The sequence below is a fragment of the Amorphus sp. 3PC139-8 genome (assembly GCF_040750475.1).
Taxonomy (GTDB): domain Bacteria; phylum Pseudomonadota; class Alphaproteobacteria; order Rhizobiales; family Amorphaceae; genus Amorphus.
In genome coordinates this window covers 152,458-166,878 of sequence record NZ_JABJVY010000008.1, presented here as the reverse complement: position 1 = coordinate 166,878, position 14,421 = coordinate 152,458, and the positions used below count along the sequence as shown (strand labels likewise).

Here is a 14,421-nt window from a genome sequence, read left to right as displayed (position 1 = left end):
GTTCACTGCAGCCTCTAAAGCGCCGGCGAAAATGTGGAAACCGGTTTCCACCTCGCCTGGAAGCACTCGAACGGAGACGGACGGCGGCCATGATCGATCCTGGCATCTGGACACCGATCCGCCTCACTCTAGAACTCGCAAGCTTCACGACCGTGGCACTGCTGGTCGTCGGCACGCCGATTGCCTGGTGGCTCGCGCGCTCCAATGCGCGCTGGAAGGAAGCCGTGGCGGCAATCGTGGCCTTGCCGCTTGTGCTGCCGCCGACCGTGCTCGGCTTCTATCTATTGATCCTGCTCGGCCCGAACGGACCGGGCGGCCTGGTCGGCGGCTTGTTTGGTCTCCGCTCGCTCGCCTTCACCTTCGAAGGGCTGGTGTTCGGCTCGGTGATCTATTCGATGCCGTTCGTGGTCCAGCCGATCCGAAACGCCTTTGCCTCCATCGGCGAGCGACCGCTCGAGGTGGCGGCGACCTTGCGGGCAAGCCCGTGGGACACCTTCTGGTCGGTCGCGCTTCCGCTCGCCCGCCCCGGGCTATTGACCGGCGCTGTGCTCGGTTTTGCGCACACGGTTGGAGAATTCGGCGTGGTGTTGATGATCGGCGGCAACATTCCCGGTGAAACCAAGGTGCTTTCCGTTGCGATCTACGACTATGTCGAAACCCTGCAATGGGGCACGGCGCATCTGCTCTCCGCCGGGCTGGTCGTGTTCGCCTTCCTGGTCATTTTGTCGATGATGCTTCTGGAAAAGCGGCTCGGCCGCGTCGGCCAATGAGCGTGGATACGGGTCTGGACGTCCGGCTTTCCGGCGCTCTCGGCGGCTTCGGCCTCAATGTTGCCTTCACCGCGCCCGCCTCCGGCGTGACGGCGCTGTACGGGCCGTCGGGATCGGGCAAGACGACCGTGCTCCGCGCGGTGGCCGGCCTTTCGCGTCTGTCGGGCCGGGTCGCCGTTGGGGACGAGATCTGGCAGGACGATGCGACGGGTCGCTTCCTCAAACCCCATCGCCGGGCCGTCGGCTATGTCTTCCAGGAGGCGAGCCTGTTTCCGCATCTCTCCGTGCGCGGCAATCTCGGCTATGGTCGCCGGCGCGCCGGGGAACGGCCTTCGGGTGCCGACTTCGACGAAGTGGTGGATCTTCTCGGCATCGCGCCGCTGGTGGAGCGAGCGACGGCGCGGCTGTCCGGCGGCGAGCGTCAGCGTGTCGCGGTCGGGCGCGCGCTTTTGACGAAGCCGAAAATTCTCTTGATGGACGAACCGCTCGCAGCCCTCGACCGGGCGAGCAAGGCGGAGATCCTGCCCTATCTGGAGCGGCTCAATCGCGAGCGGAATATCCCAATTGTCTATGTCAGCCACGACGTGGCCGAGGTCGCGCGGCTTGCCGATCGCGTGATCGCGATTTCGGCGGGCCGGATCGGGCTTCAGGGTGGCGTCGAGGTTTTCGAGAGCTTCGATGTCGACCTGACAGGCGGTCGGGCGGAAGCCGGAACGGTGGTCACGGCCCGGGTCGCCGGCGAGGATGCCGCCTACCAGATCACGCGGCTAGATCTCGCCGGTCAGACCGTGGTGATCCCGTTCGCCGGTCTTGCCGAAGGGCGTGAGGTCCGGTTGCGGATCCGGGCTCGCGACGTCGCGATCGCGCTCAAGCGGCCGGTCGGCATCAGCATCCGCAATATGCTCGACGCGACCATCGTCGGGTTGGAGGCCGATCCCGACAGCGCGTTCGCCGATCTTCACTTGGACGTCGGCGGAGTCGGTCTCCGGGCGCAGCTCACCCGAGAGGCGGTGGCGGAGCTGGGGCTGCGCGACGGCATGTCTGTCGTCGCGCTGGTGAAATCGGTCTCGTTCGAACCCGAGACCTTCACGTAGCAGCTATTTCGATCAGATGGCTTCGATCCGCCCGGTTGGGGCTCTACCGGGCGAAGGCCATTGCCGATGCCGTGGTTTGCGGCCGGAACAGGCAGCGGTGGCTATCGGGCTGGAATTGCTCCGTCAGACCGATCACGCTTTCGGCCCCTCCCAGAACCAGAAAGCTGTCCGGATGCATGATTTTGGCCATGCGATTCAGGACTTCGGTCTTGTGGGTGTTGTCGAAATAGATCAGCACGTTCCGGCAGAATACGATGTCGAACATGCCGATGCCCGTATAAGGGTCGAGCAGGTTCATCTTGCGGAAGGTGACCATGCTGCGGATCTTGTCGGAGACTTGCCAGTCGTCGCCGACCTTGGAGAAGTAGCGCGCGAGATAGTGCATCGGCAGGCCGCGCTGCACCTCGAACTGCGAATAGACGCCCCGCGTCGCCTTGGTCAGGATGTCGTTGGAAATATCCGTGGCAAGGATTTCGAAGCGCCGCCCGGCGGTGATCGCCGGGTTCTCGGTGATCAGCATGGCGAGCGAATAGGGCTCCTGCCCGGACGAGGCCGCGGCACACCAGATCCGCACCGGCTGATGCACCGGTCGATTGGCCAGAACCGTCGGCAACATGCGCGAGGTGAAGGCCTCGAAGGGATGCTTGTCCCGGAAGAACAGCGACTCGTTGGTCGTCATGGCGTCGACGACCTTTTCCGCGGCCGCTTCGCTGCCGCGCCGGCGCAAAAGCTGTGTGAGCTCGGCGACGCCTGCGCAACCGAATTGGCGGGCGATCGGCCCGAGCCGGCTTTCCAGGAGATATTGCTTGTCGCTGGACAGCGCGAGGCCGGAACGGGTCCTAAGGAATTTCTGCAAGAAATCGTAGTCGGAAGGCGAGATCATAGGCGTCCTCCAGAAAGCATGCGCGCGACCTTGCGGCCGACTTCGTCGAGGGGCAGTACGTCGCACGCAGCACCGGCGGCGACGGTGGCGCCGGGCATGCCCCAGACGACGCTGGTGGCCTCGTCCTGGGCGATGATGTTGCCGCCCTGGTCTGCGATGGCCACGGACCCTTTCGCTCCGTCGGCCCCCATTCCCGTCAGAACGACACCTAGAAGTCCGGGACCGAAGACGGTGGCAGCGGAGAAAAACAGAGTGTCGACGGCGGGCCGGCAAAAGTTGACCGGCGGGTCGTCGGTCAGCCGGATCACGATCCGGCCTCCGGACTTGGCGACGATCATGTGCCGGCCGCCGGGGGCGATGTAGATGTGCCCCGGCTTGATCGGCTCGTCGTTTTCGCCCTCCTTGGCCGGCCGGCCGGCGGCCCGGGTCATGTGTTCGGCCAGGATGGCGGTGAAGGTGGGCGGCATGTGCTGGGTAACGAGGACCGGCACACTGGCCATTGCCGGCCCGATGGAGGCGAACACGCGGTTGAGCGCCTGGGGGCCGCCGGTCGAGCTGCCGATCACGAGGGCCGGAATGCTGCCCCGCGCATAGTTGCGAAGCCGCGGCAGTAGCGCCGATTTCGGTGCGGCGGTTTCTGCTGCCGGCGCAGCCGGTGCCGTGGAGACAGAGGCGGGCGCGGCGATCTCCGCCGGGCGTGTGCGGATGCCTCGGGCACGCAGGCCGAGCTGCTTCACCTTGTTCAGAAGATCGCGGCGAAATTCTTCCGCCGACTTCAGTCCGATCACACCATCCGGCTTGGCGATATAGTCCGCCGCGCCTCGGGTGAGGGCACGGAGGCTGATTTCCGCGCCGCGCCGTGTGAGTGTGGAAGCCACCAGGACGATCGTTCCGGGCTTGCGCTCCAGGATCAGCGGCAACGCCGTCATGCCATCCATCTCGGGCATTTCGAGATCGAGGATGACCACGTCCGGCTGGGAGCGCGCCACATCCTCGACGGCCCTGAGGCCGTTGATGTGGGTCGCCACGACCGTCAGGTCCGAGGTCTCGGAGATCCAGCTCTTCAAGACGGACCGGATGACGGTGGAATCGTCGACGATCATGACCCGAATGGGACTGGAAAGCGCTTCCGAAGATTTCAGGTTTGCAGCAAGGGCGGTCATCCCGGTTGTCCCGTGTCGTTGTTGTCGGATGGTCGTCAGTTGGTTGTGATCAGCCCGACTTCGCAGAGCTTTTCTTTGATTAAGTCGGAATCGAACGGCTTCATGATGTATTCGTTGGCGCCGTAGTCGATCGCTCGGGTAATGTTGTCGAGCTCGGACTGGGAGGTGCAGAAGATTACCTTGGGCGTCGAGCCGTCGGGACGCGAGCGCAGCGCCTTCAGGAACGAGGGGCCGTCGGACAGCGGCATATTCCAGTCCAGGAGAATGGCGTCCGGCATGGCGCTGGAGCAGACCTCCAGCGCCACTTGGCCGTTTTCCGCCTCACTCACGGTGAAGGAGAGATCCTCAAGGATGCGGCGCACCACGCGGCGCACGGCACGAGAGTCGTCGACGACGAGGCAAGTCTTGGTCATGGTCGGTCTCGTACTTGGAGCTTGGCGGAGACATCAGGCGGCCTCGGCGGTCGCGATGCCGCCGAGAACGCGCTTCACGTCGAGGATCAAGAGCAGCTCGCCGGAAAGGCGGTGCACGCCGGACACGATGTCTGCCCAGCGCTTGTCCAGGTTGGAGGGCGGCGGTTCATGCGCGCCGGTATCCAGCGTGAGCACTTCCCCGACCTCGTCGATGATCAGGCCGAAGGTCTCGTTGCGATCCTCCAGCCCGATCGCCATGCGGGTCTCTTCGCTGCGGTCCTCCAGCCCGAGTACGCGGCGCAGGTTGATCATCGTGACGATGCGGCCACGCAGATTGAGAACGCCTTCGATTTCCGACGGCGACAGCGGGACCAAGGTGATGCCTTCCGGCGAGAACACCTCGTGGACCGCCTCGATCGGCAAGCCGAACAGCTTGCCCGCGATGCGAGCCGTGACGAACTGCCGGTCGGAGGTCAGGACTTCCAAAGTGGTATTGCTCATGCTGCTTCTCCGCGGACATGGCGGTCGAACTCCGTCAACGCGGCGATCAGACCTGCCCGGTCGAACTTGGCGATGTAGTCGGTGAATCCGGCCGCGCGTGCCCGCTCCAGAGATTGCGGAGTGCAGGTGCCGCCGGACACGGCGATGATCGGAAGATCGCGGTGACCGAGTTCGCCGCGGATCACTTCCGCAAACTCGAACCCATCGATCTCCGGCATGTCGATGTCGCTCACCACGACGTCGACATCGGTGCCGCTGCGCAGATACTCGATGGCGTCGGCGGCGGCGGCGAAGCCTTTGACGTCGTAGCCGACACCTTCCAGAACCGGTTTGATCAGGTTGCGGAAGAAGGTGCTGTCGTCGACCAGGACGAGTTCGCCGCGCGGCGCAGTGCTGGCCTCCTTGGAACGGGCGAACCAGTCCTTGAACGCGATCGAGAGGAAGTGGCCGACATCCAGCACCGCCGTTGCCTGGCCGTGGATGATCGCGGCGCCCAGCGCGCCGGGCTCCTCGGAGGGGAGCTGGACGTCGAGATGGTCCTCAACGATGTCCACGATCTCGTCGACCACAAGTCCGGCAGAGCGGTTGTCGTCGGAGAAGATCAGGACCGGGAAGGTACCCTCCTCGCGCTCCTTGGTCGACTCGTGGGCAAACACCAGTGGGATCAGCGTGCCGCGATACTGCACCATCGCCTGGCCATTGGAGTGTTCGATGCGGTCGTGCTCGATTTCCTCCAGTCGGGTGATGAGCGAAAGCGGGACCGCCTTCGGCTCTTTCGTGCCCGCACGGAACAGGAGCAGCGACACCGCCTCGGCCTCGTCGTCGTTGGCCGCCTCGGTCTGGGCCGCCGCGTTGGCCTGGCCGACGTCGATGGTGGTCGCGGCCGACTGGGCGATGCCGTTCGGGTCGATGATCATGATCACGCGGCCGTCGCCCAGGATCGTGCTGCCGGAGAACATGGAGATGTGCCGGAGCCGCGACGTCATCGGCTTCACCACGATCTCTTCGGTGTGGAACACCGCGTCGACGACGATGCCGAAGGTCTGGCTGCCCACCTGAATGACGGCAATGAAACTGTCTTCCAGGTTGGTTTCCGTCTGCCTTCCCACGTTCAGGAGATCGGCGAGCGGGAAAATCGGAAGCAGCTTGTCGCGCAGCCGCAGGACGTTGGCGCCCTTGAGTCGCTCGATTGTGTGCTCCGAGTTCGCCTGAATGCGCACGAGCTCGACCACGGAGAGCTGCGGGATGGCGAAGCGTTCGCCTGCTGCCGCAACGATCAGGGCCGGCACGATGGCCAGGGTCAGCGGAATCTTGATCAGGAAGGTTGATCCCTCGCCCGGCTTGGAGCGCACCTCCACGCTGCCGCCGATCAGCTCGATGTTGGAGCGGACGACGTCCATTCCGACACCGCGGCCGGAGACGCTTGTCACCTTCGCGGCGGTGGAAAAGCCGGCGGCGAAGATGAACCGATAGATCTGCGCGTCGGTCAGCTTGGCGACGTCGGCCTCGGTGGTCAGGCCGTTCTCGATCGCCTTGGCCTTGATCCGCTCGATGTCGAGACCGCGACCATCGTCGGCGATCTCGATGACGATGTGGCCGCCCTCATGATAGGCGGACAGGCGGATCATGCCCTTCTCCGACTTACCCTTGGCGCGTCGGTCGGCCGGCATCTCCAGCCCGTGATCCGCGGAGTTGCGGATCATGTGGGTCAGCGGATCCTTGATCAGGTCGAGCACCTGGCGATCGAGCTCGGTGTCGGCACCGGTCATCTCCAGCTCGATGGTCTTGCCGAGCTCGCGCGCCAGATCGCGGACGATCCGGGGCAGCTTCTGCCAGGCATTGCCGATCGGCTGCATCCGGGTGCGCATCACCGCTTCCTGGAGCTCGCCCGTCACGGTCGTGAGGCGCTGCAGCGAGACTTTATAGTCCGCATCCTCCGACCGCCGTGCGATCTCCATGAGCTGGTTGCGGGTTAGCACCAGCTCCGAGACGGTGGTCATCAGGTTTTCCAGCGTTTCCACGCTCACCCGGATCGACTGGGAGGAGACGTTCGACTGGGCCTGATGATGCTCTTCGGCTCCGGCGGCCGCTGCTGCGCGAGCGGCTTTCGCAGCCGGTTCTGCCTGTTCCTTCGCGGCCGCCGGCTTGGCTTCGGCCACTGGGGCGGGCTTGGGTTCGGCAGCCGGAACCGGCTTTGCTTCGGCGTCCGCCCTGGCGGTTGCAAGCGGCGGCATCGGCTTTGGCGGTTCGACCTCGGTCTCGCGGAACAGGCGTTCCAGCTCGTCGAGCTCTTCCTCAGGCTCGGCCTCCGCCGTCTCGGCAACTTCCGGCTCAGCGGCCGGCTCCTCCTGGAGGGCGAGGTCGTCGAACGGATCGTCGACCAGCGTGCCACCTGCGGCCAGCGTTTCGAGCTGGCTGATCAGGTCTTCGTCGGAGCCTTCCGGCTCCTGGCCTTCGTTGGCTTCGATCGCGGCCAGGATCTCCTTGACCCGGTCGATGGTGGTCAGCACGAGGCTCACGGCTTCGGGCGTCACCGCCATGCCTTCACGGAACCGGTCCATCAGGGTCTCGGCGGCGTGCGTCAGCGTTGCCAGCCGGGGCAATCCGATGAACCCGCAGGTTCCTTTGATGGTGTGCACGAGCCGGAAGATGTTGTTCAGGATCTCGGCGTTGTTCGGGTCCTGCTCGAATTTCACGAGCTCGCTGTCGGCGACATCGAGATTCTCGTTGGTTTCGGTGAGGAACTCGCTCAGCAGGTCATCCATGGCTCAGTATCCAGCGAGTTGTTGCGGTCGGGGTGAGGGCCGGCGGCAGTGCGCCACCGGGATTGGGAATTTCAGTGTCATGCGGCACGGACGCGTTTGATGAATGCGTCGACCTGGGTTCGCAGGGTGTTGGCCTGCTGGTTGAGGTCGGCGGCGGCATGGACGATTTCGCCGGAAACACGGCCGGTGTCGTTGGCTGCGGAGGAGACCGCGACGATGTTGGTGGAAACCTCTTGGGTGCCCTGGGCGGCCTGGGCGACGTTCTGGGCGATTTCGCCGGTGGCCGCGCCTTGCTCCTCCACGGAGGTGGCGATGGCGGACGAGATCTCGTCGACCTTGCGGATGGTGCCGGAGATGTCCTCGATCGCCTTGACGACCTCGCTTGTGGCGGTCTGGACGGCGGAGATTTGGGAGGTGATGTCGCCGGTGGCCTTTGAGGTCTGCTCGGCGAGGGACTTCACCTCCATGGCGACGACGGCGAAGCCCTTGCCGGCCTCGCCGGCACGTGCGGCCTCTATGGTGGCGTTGAGGGCGAGCAAGTTGGTCTGGGCGGCGATGTCGGTGATCAGGTTCACCACGTCGCCGATGCGCTGGGCCGATGCGGCGAGCCCACGAACCAGTTCGGCGGTATCGGAGGCCTGACCGGTGGCTTCGCCGGCAACGGACGCGGCGGTGGCAACCTGGCTGGAGATCTCGCGGACGGAGGCGGCGAGCTCTTCTGCGGCGGAGGCGACCGTCTGGACGTTGGAGGTGGCCTGCTCGGCGGCGGCGGCGACGACGGTCGACTGGCGGGAGGTTTCGTCGGCGGACGAGCTCATCAGGCCGGCGGACTGCTCGAGCTGGTTGACGGCGGCGGCGACGGTGCGGACGACGGAGGAGACGTCGAGGTCGAACTGATCGGCGAGCGCCTGCATGGCGGCGCGCTTCTCGGTCTCGGCACGCTCCTTCATGGCCTCCTGTTCGGAGCGAAGGGTTTCCGCAGCACGCAGCTCGACGAGGAGTTTGTCGGTGGCGTTCCAGATCTCGCCGATCTCGTCGTTGCCACGCTTCTGGTCGACCGCGACCGTCAGGTCGCCGTCGGCCATGCGGCGCAGCGCGCCACTTGCCCGCATCAGAGGAGCGGCGATATGGAACCGTCCGATCCAGACCGCGATGCTGACGCCGATGATGAGGCCCACCGCGACGATCAAGATGATCAACTGGAACATGCGCTCGTTGAGCGTGAGCATGTAGGTGCGCAGCGGATCCAGAGACTCGCGAACCCGCTCGACATTGCGATCGAGCACGGCCTGCAGGGCCTTGCGACCGCCGCGGACTTCATCGCTCGAGCCGTATTCCCGCGCGACCGGTCCACCCATCTCGAGGCCCCGCCGGACCAGCTCTTCACGTTGCTGGCGATAGAGGGCCAGCTCGGTCCCGAGCTCAGACGCCATCTCCATGTCGCTCGCCGGCGTCAGGGAGCGCAGCCGCGCGAAGTCCTGGTCGATCTGATCCAGGTTCGCGGCAATGGCGGTCCCGTTTTTCTCGACCGTCGCTCGGTCTTCCGCCAGGTAGATGCCGCTCGACGACTTGCTGGCCTCAATCACGCCGGTGGCGATCTTCTGCATCAGCAGCGCCCGCTCGGACGTCTGGTCGAAGTCGGACGCGACGCGGTGCATTTCGGTGACCGCGTAGAGGCCGATGCCGGCGACGCAGAGAATGGTGACGCCCAGGACGGCGACGATTGAGTAGATCTTCCCGCTGATCTTCATAGTGACTGTCTTTCTTACTCGGGAGCGTCGTTCGTCAGGTGACGCGGACCGCATTGGTGCCGCTCATCTTCGTGTGTGGGTTCAATCGGAATGCAGGCCCGGCTTAGTGCGCCGGGGCGTCATGTCCGCCGCCGCCTTTGCCTTTTTCGTCGTTGCCGCTGTCCGCGGTCGCTACGACCCGCCCGACGTCCTTCCGGTCGATGTAGTTCAACCCTTCCAAGAGAATGTCTTCGATCAGCTCGTAGTTGAGCCGTTTGTTGGTGTTTTCTTTGATTGCGGCGGTGATCTGCGGCAGATTGTACTTTGACATTTTGCCGAACTCGATCTGACCATTGGTGTAGATCTCGCGGAATGCTTCATCGATGACGAACGGGTCGGGCTCGATGTTCATTTCCCGAAGGTGCGCGGCGTCGGCCGTGTAGACCAGCTTGGCCACGACGTAGCCCTGGATGATGCCGTTGGAGACCATCGGAACGGTGATGACCTCCAACTTGCGGTACTCCAGCCCCTCCAGATACGGTTCTTCTTCCGTCGCGGTCCGGCCGGAAGCCCAGTAGGCGGCAGCGTAGCTCGATCCGAGCGTCGCGATGCAGACCCACACGCCGAACATCAAAAGCTTGATCATGGGCGCGCCTCGGTGGCGGCGAGCGGCGCGGTATAGGTGCCGTCCGACTCCGCTTCGCGCATTGCCTGGGCGATTAGCTCGGAAATCTCTTCGGTCGCGGCCAGATGAACGCTGAGGAGCGACTGGTCGCGGACAAGCTTCTCGCGCACCTCGGTAAGACGGGCGGCGAGAGCTGTGTCACTGCGCACGGGCTCGTCTTCCCGCACCAGGCGCGACAGCTCCAAGAGCAGTCGGCTCTTCTGCCGGCAGACCAGCGAAAGATCTGCCGTGTCGGGATGGGACAAGGCCGCGATTTCGACGTCCAGGATCTGATCCAGGCGATCGAGAACGCTGGCGACTGCCGAGGTGTAGCCGGACCGGTTGTGCGAGTGGGTCACGGGATCTCACTCCACCGAGGCAAGCGAAATGCCGCCGAATGCGCCGCCGAGCCGGCTAAGAACGTTGGTCAGCTTCGACGATCCCAGCACTGCGGAAGCCTCCGATCCGATCGCCGGCGCGGCGTCGACGAGCGGCATCGGATCGCCGCCGGCAACGGTGGTCTCGCGCCCGCGCAGCTCGGCTGCCGAGCGCAGGCTGTCGGCAATGCCGATACCGCCGGCATCGGCGACCTCGTCGGCGATGTGTTGGGCCAACATGGAACGCCAGACGTTGCCGGCCGTGCCGGAGCCAAATACGCTCTCCGCGTCGCCGGGCAGCATCGTTTCCACGAAGGAGGTGAGGGCCATCGCCTCGAAATTCCGGTAGGTCCGATCCCGGGCGTCGGGCAGGGAGGCGCCGGCGAACAGGATCTGGTTGTTCGCGCGGGCGGTGAGGCCCGCCTGGCCGTCGGACAGGACCCGCAGATCGGATCGCACGAGCCCGTCGAACGTGCGTTCGAAGCCTGCCCCGCCTGCCGCCATGTCGGTTGCGGCTCCAGCGCCGCGACGCAGGCGTGCTGCGGCCTCCGCATAGCCCAGCGGATCGGCTGCTTTGGCAACGTCGAAGACGATGTCGGAGGGAGGGCTGATTGCCATTGAGCGACCTTCGTCGGTAGAGAACGAACGGTCGCACGTTGCGCGCGTTAGCTTACGGGAGGCTTGCATCACCGATCCGCCGCACGGGTCGGACGGTTTCTTCTAGTCGTTTGCGCTCCATCAGGCGCAGATAATCGCGCTCCAGCCGTTTTGCGGCCTCTTCGACCTGTTTCAGCTTGCGCTTTTCTTCCAGAAGTTTTTCGCGTTGCAACTCGGCCTGACGGGCGGTTTCGTTGGCTTGGCCGGCGATCCGTCGCACCCGTTTCGCCATCTGTTCGACGAAAAAGCCGTGGAGCAGCGTCGCTTCGTCGAGCGCTGTCACCAGGGCGACTTCGTTGGCCCTCAGCTCCTTTTCTTCGCTCACCAGGCGGGTCAGACGCTGTTCGGCCAGGCGGTGCATTTGTTCCTGCACGACCGCGACGCGTTTCATTCGGCGCAAGCGCTCGTCCATAATTATCCCTGTTGCAGCCAAGTGCCGAAGGCGGCGGAAAAGATCGTCAGCACCTCGGCGATGGAGAAGTAGAGCAGCAGCAAACCGCCGGCGGTCACGAACGGCATGGCGATGAAGTAGATCGGGATCTGTGGCGTTAGCTTGTTGGTGATGCCGACAGCCAGGTTGACGATCACCGAATAGATCAGGAACGGGCTCGTGATCCTGAGCGTGAGCAGGAAGGCGTCGGTCAACTGGTCGGTAACGTCGACCAAAGCAAGCCGCGCGGAGAAGCCGCCGGCGGGAGAAAGCACCGAGTAGGAGTCTTTCAGACCCCGCAGCAGCTCCCAATGCTGGTCGGCAGCGAAAATCATCATCGTCGCAGTCATGGTGAAGAGCGTCGCGACGGCGGGTTGCTGTTCGCCGTTGTCGGCAACGCCGGCGATCATGCCGCCAAGGCCGACGGCCTGGGCCACGGCCACGGCCATGGTCTGAAGCGCCATGAACATCAACCGGGCAAGCAGGCCGATGGTGAAGCCGATCGCGGCTTCCGAGCCGATCGCCGCGAACAGGCGTGCCGGATCTGCGGGTTTGGAGACGGGGGTCACGAACGGCAGCAGCACGGGCGTGAGCGACAGCGAGACCGCGACGGCCAGAAACAGCCGGATCTGCACCGGAATCCGCATGCTGGAAAAGCCCGGCACGATTAACAGGCAGCCGCCGATGCGGCAGAACACGAGAAACGCGCCGAGCACGGTCTCGGAGGTGATGTCGGTCACGAGATCGTGCCGAGCAGCTTGATTTCCGCGCCGCGCGCAATCTCGACATGGGAGAGCACCGGCAGCGCAGGGAACATGCGCTCAATGATCATCCGCACATAGGGGCGCGCGTCGGGCGCGGTGACGATGACGAAGGTCTTTCCTTCCGCCAGCCGCGCACGGATCGCGTCCGACGCTTCGGTTCCGAATTGCTCCACGAGGCGGGGGTCGATGTCGAACTCGACGACTTCGCCCTTCGGGTCGCGCTTCAAGGCCTGGTGGAAGGCCAGGTCCCAGCGATTGCCGAGCCGGAGCACGTGCAGCACGCCGCCTTCCGAGAGGTCGCCGCAGATCTGCTGCGCCATGCGCATGCGGACGTGCTCCACGACTTGCTCGGTGCGGCGCACATGGGGCACGATCTCTGCGATCGCTTCCAGGATCAGGTGCAGATTGCGGATCGAGACCCGCTCGGCCAGCAAGAGCTTGAGCACGGCCTGGAGGCCGGAAAAGGAGATCTGGGCGGGACAGATGTCCTCGATCAGCTTCTTATATTCCGGGTCGATCCGGTCGATCAGCGCCCGCATGTCCTTGTAGGACAGAAGCTGGGGCAGGTTGTTGCGCACCACTTCCGCCACATGGGTCAGCACCACCGACATGTTGTCGATGGGCGAGAAGCCCTCCCGCCGGGTCTCGGCGGAGAACGCATCGGATACCCACATCGCCTTCATGCCGAAAGCGGGCTCGCGCACCTCGTCGCCGGGGACGTTGGGTTTCGGCCCTTCGCCGGTGACGACCAGAAGCTCGCCGATGCGCAGCTCCTGGCTCGCGACCACGGTTCCGTGCAGGAGGATGTGATAGTTCTTGTTGGGGACCGACAGGCTTTCGGAGACTTTGATCTCCGGAATTACGAAGCCGTACTGCTGCGCGAACTTGCGGCGCATCTTGCCGACCCGCTGCGCAAGCTCGTTCGGCGCTCTCAAGACGGTGGTCGCGAGCTGCTTGCCGACGGCGAGCTCGATCTCGGAGACCTTGAGGGACTCCTTGACGGATTCCTTCACTTCCCGCTGCTTCTGCTCCTCCAGCTCCCGGGTCTTTGCGGCTTCCAGCGCTTCCTTTGCGGCGAGCTGTTTCGGGATGGTGTAGCCGATGAACGCCATCATCCCGGACAGCGCGATGAAAGGGAGCGTGGGCAAGCCCGGCATCACGGCGAAGATGGCCAGCAGGCCCGAGGCCACGAACAGGGCGCGCGGATAGGCGCCGAGCTGGCCCAGCACCGCTTGCTCCGCCGTGCCGCGGGTGCCGCCCTTGGAGACCAGCAGGCCGGCGGCGAGCGACACGATCAGCGCCGGGATCTGAGCGACGAGGCCGTCGCCGACCGACAGGCGGGTGAACACGTCGGCAGCGTCCGACAGCGGCATTCCGTAGCGGGTTGTGGCGATGACGATCCCGCCGAAGATATTGACGGCGATGGTGATCAAGCTCGCGATCGCTTCGCCGCGCACGAACTTAGAGGCGCCGTCCATGGAGCCGAAGAAGGCGCTTTCCTCTTCCAGTTCGCGCCGGCGCGCCTGGGCCTGCTTGTCGTCGATCAGCCCGGCGGCAAGGTCGGCGTCGATCGCCATCTGCTTGCCGGGGATGGCATCCAGGGTGAAGCGCGCGCCCACTTCCGCGATACGGGTCGCGCCCTTTGTGATGACCAGGAAATTGACGGTGACGAGGATCAGGAAAACCACGATTCCGATGACGAAATCGCCGCCCATCACGAACTGGGAAAAGCCCTGGATGACGTGGCCGGCCGCATCGACGCCCTGATTTCCGTTCGCGAGAATCAGGCGTGTGGTCGCGACCGACAGCGACAGCCGCGTCAGCGTGGCGATCAGGAGCACCGTGGGAAAGGAGGAGAATTCCAGCGGCTTCTCGATCCATAGCGCCACCATCAGGATCAGGACGGATAGCGCGATCGACATTGCCAGGCCGATATCGATCAGGAAGGTCGGGATCGGAAGAAAGAGAACGGCCAGGATCGCAACGACACCGACGGCAAAGCCGATATCGCGCATGGACTTTCGTTCGCCGCCAGCCGCGGCCGCCGCAACGTCGCTCACAGGTCACATCCCCCTTAGAGCCTCTTGCAAACGGGCGACCGCGCCAGCTGCAAACACATGGCTCTGGATAAAGACGCTCGAGCGCACTCCCGGCGGCCGGATGAAACCGACCGGACCGAGGCATATGCCCAAGCTATGGGGAGAGAGTGC

General features: G+C 64.6%; 14 protein-coding genes. 2 read left to right on the top strand and 12 right to left on the bottom strand.

What is annotated here, in order from left to right; translation table 11 throughout:
• Positions 1-89 precede the first annotated feature (89 nt).
• A complete protein-coding gene (gene modB, locus HNS03_RS10125; RefSeq protein WP_367195011.1) occupies positions 90-770 on the top strand; it encodes a molybdate ABC transporter permease subunit in 681 nt (226 codons plus the stop codon).
• The gene (modC, locus tag HNS03_RS10120) at positions 767-1,864 is read left to right on the top strand and encodes a molybdenum ABC transporter ATP-binding protein (RefSeq protein WP_367195010.1); all 1,098 of its coding nucleotides are present in this window, start codon (positions 767-769) and stop codon (positions 1,862-1,864) included. The genes modB and modC overlap by 4 nt, the downstream gene beginning before the upstream one ends.
• A gap of 43 nt (positions 1,865-1,907) precedes the next feature.
• Here the strand turns inward: modC and HNS03_RS10115 are convergent, their stop codons facing one another.
• The 12 genes from HNS03_RS10115 to flhA form a co-directional block, all read right to left on the bottom strand.
• Positions 1,908-2,747 carry a protein-glutamate O-methyltransferase CheR gene (locus HNS03_RS10115; RefSeq protein WP_367195009.1) on the bottom strand — a complete coding sequence of 280 codons (840 nt, stop codon included), beginning with the start codon at positions 2,745-2,747 and terminating at the stop codon, positions 1,908-1,910.
• Positions 2,744-3,910, bottom strand: coding sequence for a chemotaxis response regulator protein-glutamate methylesterase (locus HNS03_RS10110; protein WP_367195007.1), 1,167 nt, complete (start codon positions 3,908-3,910; stop codon positions 2,744-2,746). Before HNS03_RS10110 ends, HNS03_RS10115 begins: the two co-directional genes overlap by 4 nt.
• Before the next feature lie 35 nt (positions 3,911-3,945).
• A complete protein-coding gene (locus tag HNS03_RS10105; protein WP_367195005.1) occupies positions 3,946-4,323 on the bottom strand; it encodes a response regulator in 378 nt (125 codons plus the stop codon).
• Positions 4,324-4,356: 33 nt separating this feature from the next.
• Positions 4,357-4,824, bottom strand: coding sequence for a chemotaxis protein CheW (locus HNS03_RS10100; protein ID WP_367195004.1), 468 nt, complete (start codon positions 4,822-4,824; stop codon positions 4,357-4,359).
• A complete protein-coding gene (locus HNS03_RS10095; RefSeq protein ID WP_367195002.1) occupies positions 4,821-7,589 on the bottom strand; it encodes a chemotaxis protein CheW in 2,769 nt (922 codons plus the stop codon). The genes HNS03_RS10100 and HNS03_RS10095 overlap by 4 nt, the downstream gene beginning before the upstream one ends.
• A gap of 77 nt (positions 7,590-7,666) precedes the next feature.
• Positions 7,667-9,340, bottom strand: coding sequence for a methyl-accepting chemotaxis protein (locus HNS03_RS10090; protein ID WP_367195001.1), 1,674 nt, complete (start codon positions 9,338-9,340; stop codon positions 7,667-7,669).
• Between the two features lie 103 nt (positions 9,341-9,443).
• Positions 9,444-9,965, bottom strand: a complete 522-nt coding sequence (locus HNS03_RS10085; protein ID WP_367194999.1) for a hypothetical protein — start codon at positions 9,963-9,965, stop codon at positions 9,444-9,446.
• Positions 9,962-10,342 (bottom strand): flagellar protein FlgN, encoded by a 381-nt coding sequence (locus tag HNS03_RS10080; protein ID WP_367194997.1) that lies wholly within the window; start codon positions 10,340-10,342, stop codon positions 9,962-9,964. The genes HNS03_RS10085 and HNS03_RS10080 overlap by 4 nt, the downstream gene beginning before the upstream one ends.
• 6 nt (positions 10,343-10,348) lie before the next feature.
• Positions 10,349-10,978, bottom strand: coding sequence for a rod-binding protein (locus HNS03_RS10075; protein ID WP_367194996.1), 630 nt, complete (start codon positions 10,976-10,978; stop codon positions 10,349-10,351).
• Between the two features lie 52 nt (positions 10,979-11,030).
• Positions 11,031-11,429, bottom strand: coding sequence for a hypothetical protein (locus tag HNS03_RS10070; RefSeq protein ID WP_367194994.1), 399 nt, complete (start codon positions 11,427-11,429; stop codon positions 11,031-11,033).
• Positions 11,430-11,431: 2 nt separating this feature from the next.
• On the bottom strand, positions 11,432-12,187 hold the full coding sequence (fliR, locus tag HNS03_RS10065; protein WP_367194992.1) for a flagellar biosynthesis protein FliR: 756 nt from the start codon (positions 12,185-12,187) through the stop codon (positions 11,432-11,434).
• Entirely contained in the window at positions 12,184-14,226 is a 2,043-nt protein-coding gene (gene flhA, locus HNS03_RS10060) for a flagellar biosynthesis protein FlhA (RefSeq protein WP_367195070.1), read from the bottom strand. Before flhA ends, fliR begins: the two co-directional genes overlap by 4 nt.
• Between the last annotated feature and the right edge of the window lie 195 nt (positions 14,227-14,421).